Origin of the sequence: Arachidicoccus terrestris, assembly GCF_020042345.1 — a bacterium.
Classification (GTDB): domain Bacteria; phylum Bacteroidota; class Bacteroidia; order Chitinophagales; family Chitinophagaceae; genus Arachidicoccus; species Arachidicoccus terrestris.
The window spans coordinates 3,555,516-3,577,484 of record NZ_CP083387.1 but is presented as its reverse complement, the minus strand read 5'-3'; the positions used below and the strand labels follow the sequence as shown (position 1 = coordinate 3,577,484).

The window sequence follows — 21,969 nt, the reverse complement described above, 5'->3', positions numbered from 1 at the left end:
TTCTTATAATTTAATTTGAGTACCCAAACCCATTCCTTCCATGGCCGTTGCGGTGGCTGCGACCAGTTCATGTAGCCCGGCCGTTGCCTTAATGGCCGCCTCCGGCCATAAACGCTCATCCTGCAATATTCGTGCAATAAGTACCTCGGTACTATTCGCTTTGTCACTGAAGTGTTCCGCCAGGATCGCCGCCTTGGCATCCGTCAGCGGGAGTATTCTTCCATTCAGCTCTGTGGACGCAGACGTCGTTTCCATATTCTGGTTTTTAAGAAACAATAAATAGGCTGCCAGCCCCCTGATCATCTGTTTAGGCAGCTTGCCGAACCTAACATAATAGTCGCTGATCAGCGGCAAGCATCGCATCCCTATTTTTAACGTCATTTGTTTACTGATATCTGACCATCTATGATCAATATATGGATTTTTAAACCGGTCCAGAACCTGCTCTGCAAATTTAGTGGCCTCTTCGATTGTAATGTCGGGTCCGGCTACAGCGGGTACAGCTTCTTCGATCAGTAATTGCCTGATAAAACTTTCAAACGTTTTGTCAGACATAGCTTCATTGACAAACTTGAACCCTAATGCCTGCGCAATTACACAGGTAAAAGTGTGTGGCGCGTTCAACAAGAAAAGCTTCATATGTCGATACTTCTCAATATCGGACGTAACGATGACTCCCGGGTCGACCTTTCGAAATGAAAGGGCATCCAACGTCTTTTCACTGGCGGTCTCGATCGCCCAAAGGCCGTAGACCTCAGACATAATCATTAACTTGTCTGTGTAACCTAACTTTTTAAATTCTTCGGCCTCTTGTGCGGATTCCATTTTGCCGGATACAATCCTGTCTACCAGGGAATCACAAAATTCATTGCTATTTTCCAGCCATTCTATAAACGGCTGAGAAAGGCTATTTATCCGCGCAAGTTCAAGGCAAATCTTTCTCAACGTACGGCCATTATCGGTAATAAGTTCTGTCGGAATGATGATCATACCTTTTTCCGGGTCCCCCTGGAACAGCTCAAACCTTTTCAATAGAAAAGCCAGCAGTTTGCCGGGAAAAGACCGTGGCGTCGCATCTTCCTGAAGCAGATCCTTTTCATCCAGCACGATACCCACTTCCGTAGTATTGGAAAATACGATCTTCATTTCTGGATTGCCTGCTGTCTCCAGCACTGCTGGCCAGTTTGATACACTGTCTATCACCCGGCTAATCGAGCTGTTGATGACATCCCTTGAAGTCGCCTTTCCATCTTGCCATCCCCTGAGGCACAGGGTATAAAGTCCATTTTGCTGCTGAAAATCATCAGCACGATTCTGAGCGGTAGACTTAACAACAACAATACGTCCGTTAAAAATACCCTGTTTATTGGCCTCGTCCACATAATAATCAGGTAGGCCCCTAAGCAATACCCCGGTCCCGAATTGCAAAATCTTTTCGGGCAATTCAAATATCTCCTTTTGGGGCACGACAACCGATTCGATAGTCTTTAAAGAATCCTCACTTAATCTTCCGGCCCCCATACTCTCTTGCATCTGTCTTTTATTGTTTAATAATAATGATGATAAATTTGGTTTCTGTTTCTGATTTACTTGCTATTTTTCAATAACCATTTGCTAAGTGCGGTCATAGCTTTGTAATTTTCAAATTGTAAGGGTAGTTTTCTACCATCGACATATTCGTTATATACCCAAGGATCGCCTACCGCAAACACAAGACCTTTGCCAACATGGCTAATTGCAGCAGCTACATGGCCGTCTTCCGTATTTAGTGCAGCTTTTGCACCACCTTTCAGTGTGATAGATGAAAGCTCCTTGATATAGACTTTTTCAACACCGTTAAAAACTGAATCATCGGCATTAATGGCAATGGCGCCTTGTTCATATGCGTGCCCTTGGACTCTGTTTAGACTATTACCGTCAAAATGGATTCCAAAGGTTTCTGCCAGGTGGTTAAAATGTTCAAATTCGGCATTAAGCGAATCGTTGGCTAATAGAACTAAGACGCCCCCCTTACTTACCCATTCCTTAACAGCCTCAATAGCTGACTGGTCGACATAATTTGGTCGGGCGGTCTCTTTTTCGGTATCAGGATCAACAACAATATAAATATCTGCATCCTTTAAATTGTCATCGGAAGGTGCTGCCTTCAGCATAGCGGTATGAGCTCCCAGAGACTCAAAAATGTCACCCCACAATGAGAAACCGCTGTTTGCCCTGTCGTTCCATGTATAATGCATTGGCTTGGATACACCTGCCGGGTTAATCTTAGTCTCATTATTATAAAAATTATCCAGTAACACTTCTTTCGCCTCACCATTAGAGCGTCCGTAATGTAGCTGTGCAGCCATTTGTATCTCCGTTCCCGCCAATAAAAACGCACCTACGCCTTTACCATCATTCACTTTCGGCTTTTCGTTAATATAGTATTCATAAGTTCCGTCCCTGTATGGTTTGCCACCCAATCCTGCTACTTCACAGGTGCCGTTGAGCACTGTCATGCCGGTGCTGTCCTTGCCGATAAATGTTTTGACGATACCGGCAAATCCTTCGCTGGCGGCCTTTTCAAAACTGGCAGGTAAGTAGCCTTTTCTAACACCTTTTGCAAGTGTATACACAAACATACAAGACGCGGACGCTTCCTGATAATTTCCTTTTTTTCCCGCCTTATCCAGGACCTGCCACCAGACATGGCTGTTTTTATCCTGATACTTAACTACAGCCTCCGCAAAGCGATTCAGAATCTGTATCAGAGAGTCGCGATAAGGCTGGCCCTTTGGAAAATAATCCAGCGCGTCCACCAGTCCCATACCGTACCAACCCATAGCGCGGCCCCAGAAATTAGGGGACAGTCCAGTTTCCTTGTCAGCCCATTTCTGCACTTTAGCGGCATCCCATCCGTGGTAAAGCAAACCGGTATTTTCATCCCGCGCGTGCCTTTCCATTAACACAAACTGCTTTCCTATATCATTAAATGCCGTGTCTTCATCACTCAGCATCGCATATTCAGCATAAAATGGTTCAGCCATATACAGACCATCAAGCCACATCTGGTTAGGATAAATGGTTTTATGCCAAAACCCCCCGTCAAACGTCCGAGGCTGGTGCAGCAATTGATTACGCAAACTGGCGGCAGCTTTCCAGTATTGTTTTTGTCCAGATACTCTAGCCAGGGTAAGTAAGACCTTACCGTTATTAATGTCATCCAGTTTATATGAAGTAGAGTCATATCTGCGGATAACACCATTTTTGTCGACAAAATCATCCATTGAGTGCTGGATATAATTATAATACACCGGATCACCAGTCAATTCCCATATATTTTCAAATCCTTTTAATATCACTCCTTCATCATAACTCCAGTTTCTATAGGAGTGTTGTCCTGTAATGGCCGGGTCTTTCCAAATAGTCATCACGGTTCGAGCCATTTGTCTGACCAGAGAGTCCGCCTGAACTCCTTGTTCGGCAGACACAATGCCTTCTATCTGTCCGGCACCCTCCTGACCACTACTATCAGCTTTAGACTGCCCACATGAACAGAGCGCTGCGGAACAGATGATTGCCACTGCATATGCCGACTGTCGCCATAACTTAAATGGTTTTCGATTAATGCGTACTTTAAACATACTTGAATATTCATTTTATTGTTAGATAATAATTGGGGGCTGATTAGATATGCAACCATTCAGTGCACCCTGACTCATTATGGCTTGATCTGAATGGAAGTAGTTTCTGCACCACTTATCAGCTTAAAATCTGACTTAGTGGCCTGTCTGCCATTTATAGTACAGTTTTCCAGAGAAATCGGGCCGTTCCCGTGGCCGGAAACAATCCACCCGGCTTCAGAGATGCCTTCGGATGCCCGGCTTTCCATCTTTACATTTCGCAATGAAAGATGCGTGGCGTGATTAAGCCTTACAGCAGGACCCTGGCCGCCTGTAAGGATAGCATGCATGTCCCGGATCTGGATTCCATCAGCCTGTATCAGTTCTATGCCCTTATGCGTTTGCATAGTAAGCTCACGCAAATGGATATCTTTAATAGCCATTTCAGGTAGCCCCCTAAAAAATAAGCTGTGTTCTGCACCCTGACAATTTATATACTGAATATAAAAATTACGAAACTGCGGCGTTGCTTCCGTTACAGGCAACAATACTTCTTTAGGAGTATCTCGTTTTTCTCCATTCAGCGCAATAGGATCTTTGGCCGCATAATACATATCAAAACGGATGGCATCTCCTTTTATGCTATTCATGTTAATATGGGAAGCATAGATATTTTCTACAATTCCGCCGCGGCCACGCGTCGTCTTAAAGCGCAAACCGATGTCCGTACCTAGAAAGGTCGCATATCTGATCCCGACGTTTTTTACACCGCCGGACATCTCGCTGCCGATAACAAACCCTCCGTGTGCATGATAAACTGTACAATACTGAATCAGCACATTTTGAGTGGGCGCGCCACGTTTTCTTCCTTGTTCGTCACGGCCGGATTTCATGCAGATACCATCATCACCGACGTCAAAACTGCTCTTTTCAATCAGAACATCTTTACAGGATTCAAGATCCAGGCCATCACCGTTTTGGGCATACCACGGGTTTTTAGCGTAGATATCCCGGATAATCATCCGTTCACAAAGCAGCGGGTGCAAACACCAGGCTGGCGAATTCTGAAAAGTGACACCTTCGAGTAAGACATCTTTGCAGTTGACAAGGGAAAGTAGATTGGGGCGGAGATAATCTTTTATGTCCTTGAAGTCCGCCGTTGTCCTGCCCTCCTTCAGCACACCCGCATCCTTTGTTGTGGATCCCTTAAGGGAGCCCTCAGAGGGATACCAGATGCGGCCCTTACTGTCAACAACACCTCCGGATGCGACAAGGTCATTCCACTGAGAAGCTGTAAGCTTATCTTTTTTTACCATTCGCCAGGCATCACCCGCACCGTCAATAATCCCTTTACCAGTAATGGCAATATGCGATTGCCCTTTAGCGGAAATCGGGGACTGGCAGCGCGCTGCCCCCAATCCCTCATAATTAGTCGTTACCAATGGATACTGGTCAAAGTCACTGGAAAACTGTAATAAGCCACCACGCGCAATGTGCAGATTAACATTAGATTTCAATACAATCGGGCCGGTAATCCACTGGCCGGGTCCGATATACACCACGCCGCCACCACCGGCAGACAAAGCATCAATGGCGTGCTGAATAGCCGTCGTGTTGAGGGTAACGGCGTCAGCTTTACCGCCGTATTTTTCAATAAAAGCAGTATCGCTTCTAAATGCAGGCAGCTCCATCTTCTCCAATTCCAGAATACTGGCAGGAATATCATAATCGAGTGGTGCAGATTGCCCCAGAGCGGGTAAACCGTACAGCGTACCCAGACTCAACAGCCCCATCAGTGCAACAGTCTTCCTTATACGCTGTAAAAGCAGCCTGTTACGAGTTACTGTTTTATATTGTGTTTGTTCGAAAATCATCCTGGTCATTATTAATATTTGTTTTGTATGAAAACTGCTGTTATTGATAGCCTTCGTTTTGTTTAAATTCATCTGGATTAGTAACAGCATCAATCTGACTCTGAGGGATCGGGCGCAGGTTGTGATACGACTGGATATTCTTGGCAGCATCGGGGTTGTCCGCCTTGACGCGGGCGAGCAACTCTTTTTCTCTTTTTAGGAGAAACCAGCGCATTTGTTCTCCCGCAAATTCGCGGGCATATTCATCCAAAATAAAATTTAAATTCACATCACTGGCCGTAATTTCCATATCAGCTGCCTTACCTGGTAAGGCGGCTCTCTTTCGCACCACATTTATATAATCTGCTGCCTGTTGATTCTTACCTAGCTTCATGGCAGCTTCAGCAGCAATCAGGTACATTTCCGGCAAACGGATCACAAAAACATCTCTGGCACTCACCTGTTCATTAATCGAGGATCTGGTCGGATCCATAAACTTGCTCAATTGTACAAAATGCTGATTATCTTTAATAAGACCATTTTGCTCATATGTATCATTAATATCATAAATACGGTAGTTCTTTGCCGCTCTCTGCCCAGCAGAAACAACCTTATTGGTTACTACTACAGCTGTATCACCCAAGGTCATGCCGCTGGGTGCCGTCGCCAGATTATTACATAACCACGCGGTCTGGAAAGACCCGGCAAAACGGCTGTCGGCATTAAGGTCAAACAGATTCATTAAAAACTTCGTTGGCATGAAGCGCACAAAAGGACGCCCATACTCAACGGAACGCTGCAACCCCGGCAGCGCATCATACTTCATCAGAAAATCAAGATGTCCGTTATTTCCGCCGCGGCTATGCCCGTTCGGGAAAAGGATATCGTCCTGACGGTCATTTAGTGTTAAATCTGTTGAATAATTGACAGCATAAATTACCTCACTGGCTTCTGCTGCCGCCTGCTTATCCATGGGCCACAAATCAGCATAATTCGGCACCAACTTAAAATCATAATCATTGATCACCGTATTTGCCAGATCCAGCGCTTCCTGATTATTTCCACGGGTAATATCCATTCTTGCCAAAAATGCCTGTGCCGCCGGTTCAGTGACACGGCCATAATCGTCTGTAGTTGGAGGCAAATCAGCCACAGCGGATTTCAGATCCGCAAAGATGAGCGTATAAATGTCATCTGTAGCAGTTCGTGTTGCAGTAGTCAGAATGCCGGAGGTTGCTTCTGTAGGCATCGGCGCATCTCCCCATGTTTCTACAATATGCCAATAATAAAAAGCTCTCAAAAAATGCAATTCGGCATTTCTGATCTTCTTTGTGTCATCATCAAGGCCTGCCTCGTCAATATGCTGAATCCCGTAATTACAAACGTTCACAGCAGCGTACAGATGTTGCCACAATCCATCGACATAATTGTCAGCACCTTCCAGATGAAGATAGTCTGTCAGGCCGGGGTCAGGAGCCGCCTGACCGGAAGCCCAGATGTCTGTGCCCATCTCAGAAAGGCAGTAGCCTTCTTCTTTACCGTACCACCATCTTTCATAGGAATAGGCAGCATTCACCAAGGTTTCAAAACCCTCGGGCGTTGAATAGACCGCTTCTGCGGTCAATCCGCCCGGATTATATTGTTCAAGCGTCTTGTTGCAGGAAAATAAGGCTGTGGCCATCAAGGACACGCCAAATACAGTAAGTGTATGTTTTATATTATTAAAAGTCATCTTAGTTCATTTTAAGGATTATAAATCGATATTGGCTCCTATCAAAAAGGATTTGGTCATCGGAAAATTCTCCGAGCCGCCTCTTTCAGGATCGTAATCCTTTGTATGGGATACGGTGAGTGGATTCACAGCAGAAACGTAAAAGCGGATGCTGCTCATTTTAAGCCGGTCCATAAAAGTAGCGGGCAAGGTATACCCCAGAGTAATATTCCTGACTTTTAGAAAAGATCCCGAGATATACTGTAAGGTACTTAAATACTGAAGACCGCCGCCTGCATTAGGCCTTGGAAATGCATTGGTTGAATTTTCAGGAGTCCAGTAATCATGCAAGGCCTGATTTTCCGGTGTGCCGGTTTTAAAACGCAGGTAGTTGGCATTGATCATCTGCCCGACACGTGCAAACATATAGATATTCAGGTCGAATCCTTTATAGGTAAAAGTATTAGAGAAGCCCCCGCTCCATTTCGGAGCCGCTGCCCCCAGAACAACCCGATCGCTGGTGGTAATCTTTCCATCACCATCCTGGTCTTTCACCCTGATCTCACCGGGCTTTTGACCGAAGCTGGCAGCCTCATCAGCCTCATCTGTCTGCCAAATACCCAGTTTTTCGTAATCAAAGAAGACCGAAACGGGGTAACCGATAAACCAGCCATCCGCTATATCATCTCCCCCACCTGTAGCCAACTGCTCGATGCTTTCTTTATTATGTGTAAAGGTGATAGCCGAGTTCCATGAAAAATTCTGTTTTTCAATATTGCGGGTATTCAAGGATATTTCAATACCGGTATTTCTGGTTTTCCCGATATTCTGGATCACAGAACTCACACCAGTGGAAGTTGGTAATAATCTCGGAAGTAATAAATCTTTTGTTCTCGTATCATACCAGTCAATCGTACCGGTAATCCTGTTTTTAAAGAGGCCGAAATCCAGTCCGATGTTTTTTGTACCCGAGAGTTCCCATTTAAGTTCGCTGTTACCTATCTGCGAATTAAAAGTGTATCCCGGCGCAGACTCATCACCATAGGCAAATGAAATATTAGTTAACAGACTCTGGATCGCATAGGCGCCCAACGGATCATTACCTGTCACCCCATAACTGGCTCTCAGTTTTAATTCACTGACCGCGGTCGCAGATTTCATAAAATCTTCCTGACTGATGCGCCAACCGGCAGCCACGGACGGGAAAAAAGCCCACTTATTACCTGGAGCCAGTTTGGAAGAACCATCAGATCGCCCTGTCAATGTTAACAAGTACTTGTTATTAAAGCTGTAATTTATCCTGCCGGTGAACGATACCAGTTTAGACTCTTCATAGCCTGTTGAGGCAATCAAACCACTAATGGCATTACCCAAACCGTAATAAGATTGAGAAGGTATCAGCTGTCCATCGCCTTGTTCAGCCCCGTTATCACTTTGATTGGACTGATAACTCGTTACGCCCGTCAACGTTAAATGATGTAAATCCCAGGTATGATCATAGGTAAGGATATTTTCCCAAAGAAGATTAGTAGACCTCGAAGTATTATATTGTGATCTTGGATCAGATCCGTTTCTGCTGATGGAATATCGCCCGTTGAATGTTCCCTGTCTGGAATTGGCCAGCCCCACCGAAACATTAGAACGTAACGTCAGGTCTTCAAATGGATCGATTTCTAAAAATCCTGTTATCAGTGCTCTGGTAGTATTCGTATTGTTAGCATAATTATTCGGAATTTCTTCATCAGCCAGTGGGTTTATCTGTGATCCGTTATTCGGATAGATCACCAGCTGCCCCGTTGAGTCATAGGCGGAGCCAAGCGGAGAAATTTTATTTGCACCGTTCAGGGGGTCCCTTTCTTCACTGATCTTATAATAGGTTAACTGGCTATTTAATCCTGCTTTAAACATCTTACTGATTGTATGTTCGATATTTAACCGGGCTGTAAACTTATCTGTCTGATCGAATTTAAATAACCCTTTTTTTCTATTGTAACCTGCGGAAAAGTACGCTTTGGTTTTATCAGAACCTCCGCTAACGCTAACCTTATAATTCTGTTCGTTTCCGTTACGAAGCAACAGATCACGATAATTTGTCCAGGTTCCGTTGGCAATGGCATCCAGTTCATTGGCGTTAAAGATCTTACTATCATCTTCGGGGCTGTTCCATTTACCCGTTGCACGATAGCTTTCCCTTATAAAATCGACATATTCGGGGCCAGTCATATAATGTGGATAGCCTGCATCTCTGATAGAGGCGGCATAGACATTCGCCGAAACCCTTGGAGCGCCTGTTTTTCCTTTTTTTGTAGTAATAATAATGACGCCATTGGCACCCCTAGACCCGTATATTGCTGTTGCTGAAGCATCTTTTAAGACTTCCATGGATTCTACATCATTTGGGTTCAGATCCTCGACATGACCGTTAATTGCCCCATCAATAATATACAGTGGACCGTTGCTACCCGCTATTGAGCGATGGCCGCGCAATAGAACACTGGGTGAAGAGCTGGTAGACCCATTTCCGCTGGTAATATCCAGACCGGGAACTTTACCCTGAATGGACTGCATAACATTGGTCGAAGCTACTTTTGTAATTTCATCACCTTTGATAGAAACAACAGAACCGGTCAAATCTGTTTTCTTCATAGTGCCGTATCCCACGACGATTACATCGCTGTTCACGCCTTCTGTTGCCGCCATTTGAACGGCTACAGGCTGGCTAAAATCAGTGACCGTTTTCTGCACCGTTCTATAGCCGACAAACTTAAATTCCAATACGGCGCGCTGCGTTGCTGCAGCCGCTAAGCTAAAGCTACCGTTGATATCCGTTGTGGTGCCTGTTTTTGTACCAACCAACACGACAGAAACGCCCGCGAGCGGACTACCGTCTGCGCTGTCAGTCACCTTACCTCTGATAGGCTGCTGCCAGGCAAAGGCCTGCAGACAACTAAAGAGTAAACTCAAAACAATAATTAAATGACGCATGTGTTAATGATTTTGTTTAAGGTGGTTAATCAATTCAAAAATTAAAACTGTTGACAATAGCTATATATTAATAAGAAGCATAATACAATTTCATAACCATCATTCCGCTTTGGCCTTTCTCACCATTCACCAAACAGGACCGTTCCAAAGCTATCTATTCTCCCTGTATGGAAGCGTTAAACGATTATCTTAATTTGCGCAATGGTTCCCGATATCGATGTCAGGGACCATATATATGAGCAATGCGTTAAAGGTTATTAACCCATTTGCCCAGAACGCTTTCCGGTGTATATTTATTTGCCTCCCTGCGAGTCAGCTGATGCGACCATCTGGCCCGATCCCGGATCACAGCTTCATCTTTGACACCCTCGATGTAGCTTTTATATTCACCATAATAAGCCGTTGATTCATTCGCTTTGCTACGCCAGTTATCCCATCCAACCGGTGCAACAAAATCACCCATGATGGTATTTAGATAAACGGTTTTTGCGTATGGCCTCCATGGCCTCCCCAACAGTACATGCTTCACACCGGTTGCAGCCTGGAGCCTGCAATGATCCAGTACGAATCCAAATGATTGCCCATCCGGTGTGGAGGCGGCAACAATATAGGAATCGGCCTTACAAAGAATGGTACAATAGCTCAACAGGACCGTGGCATCCCCAAATAAAAAATCAGTGGTACCGCTGATCAGGCAGCTTTTCAGATAAACATGCGTATAAGCGCCGGTGGCAAAAAAAGTATCCTGATGACCGTTAATCGTACAGTCTTCAATCAAACAACGGTCTGCCGATACCGATAAGGCAATTGCCTGCCCGACGGGGCCCGCCGTATTCTCTATTGTCAGATGTTTGCAGATAGCATCTGTAGCCTCTATACTCACGGTAGCGGTATAAAACGTGCTGTTTCGGCCCTTATTGACCTGGCCAAAATAACTGCCAAACCGAATAATCGTATGTGCTCTATTTTCCCCGACCAGGGTGACACGGGGATTCCAGGCGGGGATCCTTACCTGTTCTGTATATACACCATTTTTAATAAAGATGATCCATCTATTTAGTGGATAGGCTTTAGTTGCTTCAATCGCTTTTTGAATACCGGTAAAATCACCTGAACCGTCCCTGGCAACGATTATCGTATCCGGCTTTTCCTGTCGACTTTGTATTGACGACTGAACTGACGAACCGGCAAATGCCCGGCTGTATGTTCCGGTAACCAAAACACATAACATCGTCAATAGGGCTATCCTATAGCTTACTTTTACTTTATTTACTTGCTTACTTCTATTGAGCGCCGTCATAGGAAATGATCTTTTTTCCGATTGCTTTATATAATGCCTGTTGTCCTTCCTTGTCCGGATGTAAGCCGTCCGCATAAGCAAGTCTCGGGACAACATGAAGCAGGGACAGGAATCCGGTCTTATTCTTTCTGGCAAGTTCTCTGTAGCCCCCCTCGAGTTGCTGAAGGCTGCGCCTTGTGTTTGTATTATATTGTTTCTTCTTGTTAATTTCGTTCATAATCTCCGTATTGATATCTGAAGGCGCCAATAACAGGATTTTTGCCTTAGGATCTTTTTCTCTAACCTGGTCAATCATCCATTGCATATTGTTCAGGCATCCGGCCACCATCGTATCATTGCCATTTTTCAGATCATTTACACCCAGAAAAAAAACATACATAGCAGCAGCCGGATACTTTTCGAGCACCGGCAATAATTCTTCCCGGTCCGCCGTCTTTCTTCCGCTCCTGCCGGCATTGACATAAGTATAAGGCGTCGGCTTCTCATTTTGCTGTAAATACCAGACCCAGCTATGACCATCTACCTGGGCGCCATGAGTAATGGAGTCTCCAAAACACACCACAACTTTCTTCTGTGTTGGCAAACAGGCAAAACTAACCAAGATCAGCAGGCCGCCTGCCAACAGCAGTTTTTTAACCGGTTGACTGAAGAAGGCTTTATTTTTGTTCATGGACTCTTTGTTTTGTCTGTGCGATAATCTGTTTTGCGTCCACCGCCTTTCCATTCACATTGGAGTTGGTTATTTCTATAGCATTTACATTTTTTATAATACTGGATTCACGCACGTTTTCAAAATTACAGCTGTCAATATAGATATTGGTTACCGGTTTATCATCTCTACCCTGTAAGTTGATCGCAAACTCACTTTTGTGGCTGTTGATATGATCTATAAAAACGCTGTCCAGGGTTGGCGTATAATTGCAGCTGTCTTCATTACCTCCACCATAAAACATATTAATCTTCACCACGGCTTCATGCACTTGTCCTACTTCAATATTTCTAAAATAAAAACGACGCATCATACCACCGCGGCAGCTGTTGGATTTGATACGGATGGCTCTGTCTAGTGAAGGGCTGTTCATCTTCAGGTTCTGTCCATATACATCTTCCACTCCTCCGGATGCTTCACTGCCAATAACAATCCCGCCATGTCCATCTTCCATAAAACAATCTTCTATAATTATATTCTTGGAAGGTATACCGATAGCCCGGCCATCTTCATTGCGTCCACTTTTAATGGCAATACAATCATCACCATTTGCAAAATGACAATTTTTAATCCAGACATCTGTGCAAGACTCGGGATCACAACCGTCATTATTGGGGCCATAACTTAGGGTACTTACACCATCTATCGTGATATTCTGGCTGAGGGTCGGATGCAATATCCAAAATGGCGCATTGATCAATGTAACGCCCTGAATCAGGATATTCTTACAACTATAGAACTCCACAAAGGTCGGGCGCATATAATGCCCCGCTCCGAACACCCTTTTCTCGACAGGCACCTGATCTTTATTCATCTGGCTCAATCTGGGTTTATTATCGGCAGATTCCTGCGAAGGCATCCCTTTTTTCCAGCCAAATCCTTTAGCTCCGGTCCACCACCACCAGTGCTCATTACCTGCCTGACCGTCTAATATCCCTTCACCGGTCAGCGCAATATCCTGTTGTTGATAAGCGTATATCAGCGGCGAATAATTCATCATTTCCATCCCTTCATATCTGGTATGCACAACAGGCAGATAGTCTGCTGCGTCAGTGCTGAATTTTACCCGGGACCCTTTAGCTAAATGTAGTTCAACATGGCTTTTTAAATGAATCGGGCCTTTCACAAGATAAACGCCAGCGGGTATAACGACCCTGCCTCCACCCTCATTTTGACTGGCAGCCTCTATGGCTTTTCTAATAGCAGGCAAAGCGTCCGCAGTACTATCCTGCACGGCACCGTAATCCATGATGGAAAAATCCTTATCCGCAAAAGTCGGCACAACAATTCCTTTTTTAATACTATCCAACTTGTTCCAGCCAGTCAGACTTTCAGTTGTCTTACTATCATTTGCACCGGTGCAGCTGATCAGCCCCATTATAGAAATTATAGCAATCATAGAAATCGTTTTCAAGCTGCCGGACAGCTGTTTAAAATAACTTCCGTAATTGCAGTTAACAGAGCTTGTAGACTTTACGTGATGTTGCATGAGTAAACTAGTGTATTTAATACGTTTATTAAAAAAGAGAATTAACTTGATCGCCTGTCAATTCGATAGTACAGGAAGCAAGCTATATTCTATCGTTTAGGACTCAAGTGTTGGCCAATAGGCAAATCCAGCTTACACAGTTCATGTAATACCATTTCCGCCATTTTCCTGGCCCCTAATTCATTAAAGTGCGTGTTATCCTTCACACCTTTAGGATAGTGAGGATGTTCACCCGGTTCCAGCTGGTTATATAACATAGCCGAGCGCTCCGGTCCCAATTTACGAAGCAGGTCCATACTGAGTTTCTGCAAATCAATACAAGGTACAGCTTCTTCCTTCGCGGTCTGCAAGACTAATGGCCCATAAACCGGATGGGTATCGATGAGCATACCCGTTGAATCAAAATGACGACGGGCTACGGGTGTCAACAAAATAGGAATGGCTCCTTTTTCTCTGGTCTGTTCTACAAAGGTTTTTAAATTTGCAGTAAATGCCTCAGGAGGGGTATAGCTTCTTTTGGTAGGTACTTCGTCGTTATGCCCAAATTCAATTAATACATAATCCCCCTTGGTAAGTGTCTTTAATACATCCTTCCATCTGCCCTCTTCTATAAAAGTTCTTGTACTTCGACCGTTTTGGGCACGGTTATCCACGACGACGGTGGAATCAAAAAAATAGTGAAAGGGCATTCCCCAGCCGGTTTCCGGATAAGCCTTAACCGACTTATCTGCCATTGTTGAATCGCCGATCATGTAAATAGTTGTCTTATGTTGCATCAATAGACAAAACGACATGCAGGCCATTACTACAATCGTCAAGCCGACGTTCGGCCAACGCAAGTATCGCTGCATATTCTGTATCCATTTGTGCGTATTCATTGCTTCAGTGTAATTTTATTTTTTCGCTGTGCATCCCTGGCCAAAGGATTATAAACTGACTGTTTAAAACCAATTAATAATCAATACAATTATTAATTACTATGTGGACTTCTTTGACTTTTATTTGGGACAAATTCTTCTTAACTCCGCCAGGTTTGTTATAGGCAAGTTAATCGCATCTACTAACAAATGAGTGTATTTTGCGCAAATAATTTACGCAATCGATACCAGTAGGGCTGTCCCGGAGATTCTCATCACCGCAGCCATAACTTTTAATCAGAAAATCAATGAACTAGCCTTGTTGTAAAATCAGAATTATTAAAATTTTATCGGAAAACGAAACGCATTTCGCTTGCCAGCCTTCAAAGCAATCTCACCATATAGTTTTCCCCTAATCAAAACTTGCACCTTCTGATTAACCTTAGTTGTAAAAACGGCCTGAATTTGATCCGGGCTCTAGTTTAATTTATTCATTATAATGCCTCCACGTAGCGCCATCTCTTTAAGTGACCGTTTTTCCAATTAGCAGGCAGGCAAGCTAACAAAGAGATTTTACCCGTCTCTCGGCGTAGGCCAGCATCTTCATTATTAAAGCAGCATATCCCCCACTAATATCCATATTAAAAATCTCCTTCGGATTGTGAGTAGACACCAGATTGTTATTCCAATACAGGTCTCCCAATACTCTCAGCATCTTAAATACTTGCTCCGTTTTCCGAAGACTCGCCACAGAAAGTTTTAAGCATTCCAATACTCAGTTGCAATCGATAGCGCAATTTCCTTTCCGCAATCGTTGCCGATAACGATTGCAAGCATGTATCTGATTAAAATATATACATGTTTTTTGGTAAAATGGCTTATCTTCCATGCGCTGTTTGAGCTCATATTAAAATTTAAAGTCACATAAGGCAAATGAAATTCGAGTCAGTCACTATTAAGGATATAGCAAAGGTACTTCATCTGTCCACCTCTACAGTTTCCAGGGCGTTGAGGGATAGCTATGAGATCAGCGAAGAAACTAAAAAATTAGTGGTAGCCTATGCCAAGAGTGTCAATTATCGGCCTAACCCTTCTGCCCTTAACTTGAAAAAACGCAGAAGCCGGACACTGGGTATAACCATTTCTGAAATTGCAAACAGCTTTTTTTCACAAATAATAGCCGGTGTTGAATCCGTAGCCAAAGAAAAAGGCTATAATGTTATTATCAGTCAGACTTTTGAGAATTTTGAGAGAGAGCAGGAGGCCGTGCGTAACCTATCTCAATCCGTAGACGGGATGCTGATATCACTCAGTTCTGAAACCAAGAGTCTGGAACATATACAACAATTACTTGACAGGGGCATGCCTATTGTCTTTTTTGACAGGATCACTAAAGCAGTGGAGGGCCATAAAGTCAGGTCCAACAATTTTAAAGGTGCTTATGATGCCACCGCTCATCTGATTCAAAATGGATATAAGAAAATTGCCTTTATCGGCAATCCCGATAATCTGGCAATTATAAAAGAGCGGAAAAGAGGTTACGATGAAGCGTTGGAGCAGCATCAATTACCTCATCAGAATGCCTATATCAAATATTGCCAACATGGCGGCCTTTCTTTTGAAGAAGTAGAACGTGTAATGGATGAGTTACTTCAGCTAAGTGATCCACCAGAAGCCATTCTATCCTGTGCGGATAAAATAACGACCAGCTGTTACCGCTACTTATCCAAACATGATATTAAAATTCCTGATCAAATGGCGCTTATCGGGTTCTCTAATCTGGACCTTACTGAATTTTTAAACCCATCGCTTTCTATTATACAACAAAAAGCTGAAGCCATGGGTACACAGGCCGCAGAGTTATTAATCAGGCAAATTGAAAGCAAAAGACCTTTGGAAGAGTTCAGTGAGATTGTACTGGAGCCGGACTTCTTTGCCCGCGCCTCTTCCGCTGCCCATAAACAGTAATTACTACAAGAATCAAAAAAGGCCTGTGTAATGCGACTATTTTTTAGTGATTACACGGGCCTTTTTTGATCACATCAATATCCGGGGGCTGTTAATTTTCCTCATTTAGTGGTGTTATCCTGAAAAAGTCAAAATCTGCATATCCTACGTCATTCGTCTTTTTCGCTGCGATAGCAAAAAGCCCAATTTTTGCGCCCGTCCATTTACCTGGAGCCGGCGTAAAGTCACCCGATATTTCCTGATATTCTTTTCCATCCAGACTGTAATAAAACTTGCAAAGCGCTTGGTTAGGAGCTGGATTATATATTGCCACTCTGAGCCACACTTCCGGTTTTTTTAAAGTTACTACCGAAGTGTCTTTTTCCAGATTTCCTTTATCTGATGCCTTGCAGATACCTTTTTGTAAAATATAAGCGCCGTCTTTCATAACAATGGAAAGTTTTGCATAGTCCAGCCCTAATACGACAAGCCCGGCCTGTTGCTGTCCATTCTTTTCATTCGCGGTAAAATGAACTTTAGTGGTTGCGACAAATTGGTCCGCCGGAAACTTCTGGGCCAGTATATTGGGTATATCCCAAAGATTTTTGGCGTCAGGAGTATAATTGGCATAGAGCCGAAGATGGCCATCATTTCCGGTCATTAGCCATCTGCCGCTGGAATTGGCTTCCCATTGCCATTGCAAACCTAACTTTCTCTCGTTGAATTCATCAGATTCCTGGGGCGTCTGGACCGGATAGCTTTTACCAACATCCGGCTTCTTGTATGTCATAACCGGCTCACCTTTTCCATCATGATCCTTATCGACACCAATGACCGGCCAGTCATTTATCCACTGCATCGGTTGTAAATGAACGACCCTGCCATAGGCCTCCTTGTCCTGAAAATGTAAAAACCAATTCTGTCCCGTCTGTGTGGTCACCCAGGCACCCTGATGAGGCCCATTGACCGGGCTTTTTCCCTGATCCATTACGACCTTTCTTTCATAGGGTCCCATTAAATCCTTTGAACGAAGCACCAATTGCCATCCGGTTGACACACCGCCGGCAGGCGCAAAAATATAATAGTAGCCGTTTCTTTTATATATCTTAGGGCCCTCTATCGTCGGATCATCCGTATGACCATCATACACAATTTTGTCTTCACCGGTAACAGCCGTACCGGCAGTATTCATCGGAGCAATGGCTATGACACTTTTTATTCCTGCCCGGCTACCGGCATATGCATGTACCAGCCAGGCTTTGCCATTATCATCCCAGAGTGGGCAGGGGTCAATAATTCCTTTACCCGCAAAGACCAATACGGGCTCCGACCAGTCACTGGCGGGGTCTTTGGTCTTAATCATATATATGCCAAAATCCGGGTCTGGATAGTAGATATAGTATTCATGGTTATGATAACGGATGGCAGGTGCCCAGACGCCATTTCCATGCTGGGGTGTATTAAAGACTTCAGCAGGAATCTGCTTTTTTAGCGCATGATTGATGATCGTCCAGTTGACGAGGTCTTTAGAGTGCAAAATAGGCAGTCCGGGTATATCTTCAAAACTAGAAGAGACCATATAAAAATCATCTCCTACCCGGATAGCATCGGGGTCAGAATAATCCGCATTAATGATGGGATTTTTATAAGTACCGTTTCTTTGATCGGCCACCCATACTTTGGACACATAAGGCTGCTGCCCATAGCCATAGCTTACAGAACTGCATAATAAAGACAGTAATAATAGCTTATTTACTTTCATGATCGAGTTTAAATATTAAATATAATTTTCAAATTTTTATAGATGTGTTGAACGCCCGTTATTTGCCCGGGGCATTGAATACATAAGTTCCTCCTTTATCAGTGGCAAAATCAAATAGTACAGTCTTAGGAAATGCGGGTATCTGTAAATCTGTTTTTTTGATCTTTTGACTAATTAACGGTGCTTTAATGTCAGCAACCTGATAATAGGAGTTTGGATTAGCTGAATTGTCTTTAACAGGTTTCAAGGTAGCATTACGGCTTGTCAGTCGCGTGTTTACCGGAAGCCTAAGGCGGCAGTTACCTCCCAGGGTAGAATGAATCTTAAGGCTGGTAATATGGCCATTTTTCCAGCTAATGTCTACCTTAAACCCACCCCTGGCCATCAATCCTTTTATCATTCCATTTTGCCAGGCATCAGGCAACGCAGGCAAAACTTCCAAAGCGCCGTCCTGTGATTGCAACAGCATTTCCGCTATGCCGGAGGCGCAGCCAAAGTTACCGTCGATCTGAAAGGGCGGATGCGCATCAAATAAATTAGGATAAGTTCCCCCTCCCTCACCTTTTGATCTTTCAGGCGCCGGCCTTAACTGATCCTGAATAAGTTTCCAGCTATGATTACCATCTTTCATCCTGGCCCACCAGTTGACCTTCCACCCCATAGACCATCCGGTAGACACATCTCCTCTACTGATCAAAGTCGTTTTCGCGGCAGAAAATAGCGCCGGATGCTCATAAGGAGATATCTGATTACTTGGAAAGAGCCCGTACAAATGAGAAATATGGCGATGACCATCATGCTCTTTATCCCAATCTTCCAGCCACTCTTGTAGCTGACCGTATTGCCCTATCTGCATTGGAGGCAACCTTTTGATTAACCGGGACAGCGTGTCCGCAAATAATCGGTCTTCCCCTAGAAACCTGCTGGCACTGATTACTTGCGAGAAAACGTCAAAAACGATTTGGTTATCCATAGTCGTTCCCGCGCTTAATCCTACGCCTCTCATATACTGATGTTCAGGGGACATTGAAGGTGCGACAACCAGATAATGATGATCTGGCTCTTCTTGTAAAACATCCACAAAATAGAGTGCCGCCCCTTTTAGAATATGATAATTGTCTTTCAAGAATGCCCTGTCACCAGTATATAGAAAATGTTGCCATAAATGCGTACTCAACCAGGCACCCCCCATCGGCCACATACCATAGAATCCACCGTCGACCGGTCCGGTAATCCGCCAAAGATCGGTATTATGATGGGCATTCCACCCTCTTGCATGATACATCTTCCGGGCGCTCTGCTGTCCTGTCACTGATAGATCCTTTACCATCTGAAATAAAGGTTGTGCCATTTCCGGTAGGCTTGTAACCTCAGCAGGCCAATAGTTCATTTCAGTGTTAATATTGATAGTATATTTGCTGTCCCAGGGCGGGCTGACCATATCATTCCAGATGCCCTGTAGATTCGCAGGTTGTCCACCTGGTTGAGAAGATGAAATCAACAAATACCGGCCAAACTGAAAATATAAGGCAACAAGTGAAGGATCATATTTGGAATCAAAGTTTATGATACGTTGATCGGTCGTTGCTTTAGCAGTATCTGGCGTTTCCAATTGAAATGTCACACGGTCAAAATACTTGTGATAAATCGCTTCATGAGCCTGCAACGCCTTATCGTAAGGCTTGCCGATAGCTGCCGTCAAAAACTGAGCAGCACGCTTATCTGCATCACCCGTCAGGTCATGATAGTTGTTAAAGTTGGTGCCGATTGACACATAAATCGTTACAGCGCTCGCATTTTTTACAGTTAAGTTACTGTCACTGCTACTGACAATGCCATCCACGACCACCGGTTTTACCAGAGTAGTGAACTGTACTTTGCCTTTTTTATTATCGGCATCACCACTGTGGCCTTTAAGGATGAGCGTTTTATCCGAAGTGCCGATCTTATGATGAACCTGCGGGCTGCTCATGCCTAGTGTGCAGTTAATTGCGCCTTTCTTATCAGCCGTTAACCGAACGATAATCACATTATCTGCCAGGGAAGAAATAATTTCCCTGTCATAGTGTACTCCGTTTACTTCGAATGAAGTATGCGTAGTGGCATCGCTTATATTCAGATCCCGGTGGTAATTTTTAAAGTTTTCATGTCCGGCAAACCGGATATAAAGATCTCCCACCGGCTGGTAAGGCATTCCATAATTACTATTCTTAGGCGCGCTTCTCGGGAAAACCCGGTTAGACATCTCCTGCGCCGCTTTATATCGTTTAGCAAAAAGAAGCTTCCGGATTTCAACGATGCTGTCAAATACATTTTCGGGGATATTATTACCGGGCTCTCCGGCCCACACCGTCTCTTCATTAAGCTGTAGCCTTTCTTCATTAACACCGCCAAAGACCATTGCACCCAACCGGCCATTGCCGAGAGGCAATGCCTCATTCCAGTTTTTTGCCGGCCGGTCATAGTTCAATTGCAATGGCGCCTGCCCCATACAACTAACTACAACAAAAACAGGTAAAGTTGCGCAGATAATCTGCTTAAAAAGCTTTTTTGATTGAATCGTCATTATTTATTGTTTTACAAACACTTTAAAACTACAGGTTTTGGCAGAAAAACCCAAAACATACAAAACATTAACGCCCATACTTCGAAAGCCATGCAGGATAATCCTGGTCAATTAATCTCGCCGGCCAGCTTCCATACCAGGCATATCCGGCCCGCCGCTCATCCTCAATCTCCTTCAGATCATATTTTTTCTCACTATTCCGGCCGGAAAAAAAAGGCCTGTCCGTACCAATTTCATAGAACCTGGCCCAGATGACCGAATTTGCATCTTTAACCAGAATGGCGTCTTTGCCAGTAGACTCCTTTGGGGCGACAATATGTTCAAAGCGATATCCCTTGATAGCCACTTTTTTAAACCATGTCATAGCGCTATTTACAGCATCTTTCACTGCATCTGAAGGCTGTGGTATCTGCATCAAAAAATCAACAATGGCAGCTGATTCTGACGCAGCCAAGCCTACCAGTTCAAAGGATCTTGCTTTTTCCGGAAGCAGGGTTACTTTATTGTATTGCTGATTCCAGGCTGTCTTCCGCCCGTCCACAACAATCTGTGTTTTCAGGATACAGTCTATTGCTCTTTTTACAGCTTCCCTACAGGGGCGCACATATTTTGGATCAACAGCAGCAAATTCTCGCTTTTGACGGGCTACATTCCTTAATAATTGTAGCACATTAATGATCGCGTTATCATTAAAGGTTACCTGACTGCGGTACAGGCTACTGTCCGGATAGTACTGTGGCCAGCCGCCATTATCATATTGAGCTTTAAGCAGATAGTCCAGCCCTCTTTCCGCTGATACAAGATAAGCAGAATCGTGGGTTTTGTTGTAAGCCTTTAATAAGTAATTAATTTCCCTGGTCGTCGCCTTATTATCTATGGTTGCATCTTTTAGATCGTGTTGTGATTTAATCTGCTTTTTCTGCGCCGCGCTGAAAACATGATCATAGGTAATTTTCCTGTTATGGTAAGCCTTCGCCCAGCCGCCGTTAAAACGCTGATAAAGTAACATATTGTCTGCAATCAGGTCTGTTTCGTGCTGACTATAACTGGTTAAAGGTTGCATAATACACCAGACCGACAATATTACCCCCACCCAATAACTATTACTCTTAATCGCATTCATATTATTATTTTTTATACATTAATTGCGCCAAATACAATAAACTTTCTGACAATCACTTTGATTGT

General features: G+C 44.0%; 13 protein-coding genes. 1 reads left to right on the top strand and 12 read right to left on the bottom strand.

Annotation, left to right across the window (positions count from 1 at the left end; genetic code table 11):
* Positions 1-3 precede the first annotated feature (3 nt).
* The 9 genes from K9M52_RS13915 to K9M52_RS13875 form a co-directional block, all read right to left on the bottom strand.
* Positions 4-1,533, bottom strand: a complete 1,530-nt coding sequence (locus tag K9M52_RS13915) for a tagaturonate reductase (RefSeq protein WP_224069039.1) — start codon at positions 1,531-1,533, stop codon at positions 4-6.
* 53 nt (positions 1,534-1,586) lie between these two features.
* Positions 1,587-3,623: a glycoside hydrolase family 88 protein gene (locus K9M52_RS13910; protein ID WP_224069038.1), complete on the bottom strand. Its 2,037-nt coding sequence runs from the start codon at positions 3,621-3,623 to the stop codon at positions 1,587-1,589.
* A gap of 77 nt (positions 3,624-3,700) precedes the next feature.
* A complete protein-coding gene (locus K9M52_RS13905) occupies positions 3,701-5,476 on the bottom strand; it encodes a glycoside hydrolase family 28 protein (RefSeq protein ID WP_224069037.1) in 1,776 nt (591 codons plus the stop codon).
* A gap of 40 nt (positions 5,477-5,516) precedes the next feature.
* Positions 5,517-7,187 carry a RagB/SusD family nutrient uptake outer membrane protein gene (locus K9M52_RS13900; protein ID WP_224069036.1) on the bottom strand — a complete coding sequence of 557 codons (1,671 nt, stop codon included), beginning with the start codon at positions 7,185-7,187 and terminating at the stop codon, positions 5,517-5,519.
* Between the two features lie 18 nt (positions 7,188-7,205).
* Complete coding sequence (locus K9M52_RS13895) at positions 7,206-10,151, bottom strand: SusC/RagA family TonB-linked outer membrane protein (RefSeq protein WP_224069035.1); 2,946 nt, start codon at positions 10,149-10,151, stop codon at positions 7,206-7,208.
* 247 nt (positions 10,152-10,398) lie between these two features.
* Positions 10,399-11,451, bottom strand: coding sequence for a pectinesterase family protein (locus tag K9M52_RS13890; RefSeq protein ID WP_224069034.1), 1,053 nt, complete (start codon positions 11,449-11,451; stop codon positions 10,399-10,401).
* Positions 11,435-12,121: an SGNH/GDSL hydrolase family protein gene (locus K9M52_RS13885; protein ID WP_224069033.1), complete on the bottom strand. Its 687-nt coding sequence runs from the start codon at positions 12,119-12,121 to the stop codon at positions 11,435-11,437. Before K9M52_RS13885 ends, K9M52_RS13890 begins: the two co-directional genes overlap by 17 nt.
* Entirely contained in the window at positions 12,108-13,559 is a 1,452-nt protein-coding gene (locus K9M52_RS13880; protein ID WP_224069032.1) for a glycoside hydrolase family 28 protein, read from the bottom strand. Before K9M52_RS13880 ends, K9M52_RS13885 begins: the two co-directional genes overlap by 14 nt.
* A 179-nt stretch (positions 13,560-13,738) precedes the next feature.
* On the bottom strand, positions 13,739-14,527 hold the full coding sequence (locus tag K9M52_RS13875; protein ID WP_224069031.1) for a rhamnogalacturonan acetylesterase: 789 nt from the start codon (positions 14,525-14,527) through the stop codon (positions 13,739-13,741).
* Positions 14,528-15,439: 912 nt separating this feature from the next.
* Here K9M52_RS13875 and K9M52_RS13870 point away from each other — a divergent pair.
* On the top strand, positions 15,440-16,474 hold the full coding sequence (locus K9M52_RS13870; protein WP_224069030.1) for a LacI family DNA-binding transcriptional regulator: 1,035 nt from the start codon (positions 15,440-15,442) through the stop codon (positions 16,472-16,474).
* A 91-nt stretch (positions 16,475-16,565) separates the two neighbouring features.
* Here the strand turns inward: K9M52_RS13870 and K9M52_RS13865 are convergent, their stop codons facing one another.
* The 3 genes from K9M52_RS13865 to pelA all read right to left on the bottom strand — a co-directional run bounded on the left by K9M52_RS13865 (position 16,566) and on the right by pelA (position 21,904).
* Positions 16,566-18,215 carry a glycoside hydrolase family 43 protein gene (locus K9M52_RS13865; RefSeq protein ID WP_224069029.1) on the bottom strand — a complete coding sequence of 550 codons (1,650 nt, stop codon included), beginning with the start codon at positions 18,213-18,215 and terminating at the stop codon, positions 16,566-16,568.
* Between the two features lie 58 nt (positions 18,216-18,273).
* The gene (locus K9M52_RS13860; protein ID WP_224069028.1) at positions 18,274-20,781 is read right to left on the bottom strand and encodes a glycoside hydrolase family 95 protein; all 2,508 of its coding nucleotides are present in this window, start codon (positions 20,779-20,781) and stop codon (positions 18,274-18,276) included.
* Between the two features lie 67 nt (positions 20,782-20,848).
* The gene (pelA, locus tag K9M52_RS13855) at positions 20,849-21,904 is read right to left on the bottom strand and encodes a pectate lyase (protein WP_224069027.1); all 1,056 of its coding nucleotides are present in this window, start codon (positions 21,902-21,904) and stop codon (positions 20,849-20,851) included.
* Between the last annotated feature and the right edge of the window lie 65 nt (positions 21,905-21,969).

Coding starts and splice junctions, on each gene's coding strand:
- K9M52_RS13910 (WP_224069038.1), bottom strand. CDS start 3,623: ATGTTTAAAGTACGCATTAATCGAAAACCATTTAAGTTATGGCGACAG.
- K9M52_RS13900 (WP_224069036.1), bottom strand. CDS start 7,187: ATGACTTTTAATAATATAAAACATACACTTACTGTATTTGGCGTGTCC.
- K9M52_RS13905 (WP_224069037.1), bottom strand. CDS start 5,476: ATGATTTTCGAACAAACACAATATAAAACAGTAACTCGTAACAGGCTG.
- K9M52_RS13875 (WP_224069031.1), bottom strand. CDS start 14,527: ATGAATACGCACAAATGGATACAGAATATGCAGCGATACTTGCGTTGG.
- K9M52_RS13885 (WP_224069033.1), bottom strand. CDS start 12,121: ATGAACAAAAATAAAGCCTTCTTCAGTCAACCGGTTAAAAAACTGCTG.
- K9M52_RS13880 (WP_224069032.1), bottom strand. CDS start 13,559: ATGATTGCTATAATTTCTATAATGGGGCTGATCAGCTGCACCGGTGCA.
- K9M52_RS13860 (WP_224069028.1), bottom strand. CDS start 20,781: ATGACGATTCAATCAAAAAAGCTTTTTAAGCAGATTATCTGCGCAACT.
- K9M52_RS13870 (WP_224069030.1), top strand. CDS start 15,440: ATGAAATTCGAGTCAGTCACTATTAAGGATATAGCAAAGGTACTTCAT.
- K9M52_RS13895 (WP_224069035.1), bottom strand. CDS start 10,151: ATGCGTCATTTAATTATTGTTTTGAGTTTACTCTTTAGTTGTCTGCAG.
- K9M52_RS13865 (WP_224069029.1), bottom strand. CDS start 18,215: ATGAAAGTAAATAAGCTATTATTACTGTCTTTATTATGCAGTTCTGTA.
- K9M52_RS13915 (WP_224069039.1), bottom strand. CDS start 1,533: ATGCAAGAGAGTATGGGGGCCGGAAGATTAAGTGAGGATTCTTTAAAG.
- pelA (WP_224069027.1), bottom strand. CDS start 21,904: ATGAATGCGATTAAGAGTAATAGTTATTGGGTGGGGGTAATATTGTCG.
- K9M52_RS13890 (WP_224069034.1), bottom strand. CDS start 11,451: ATGACGGCGCTCAATAGAAGTAAGCAAGTAAATAAAGTAAAAGTAAGC.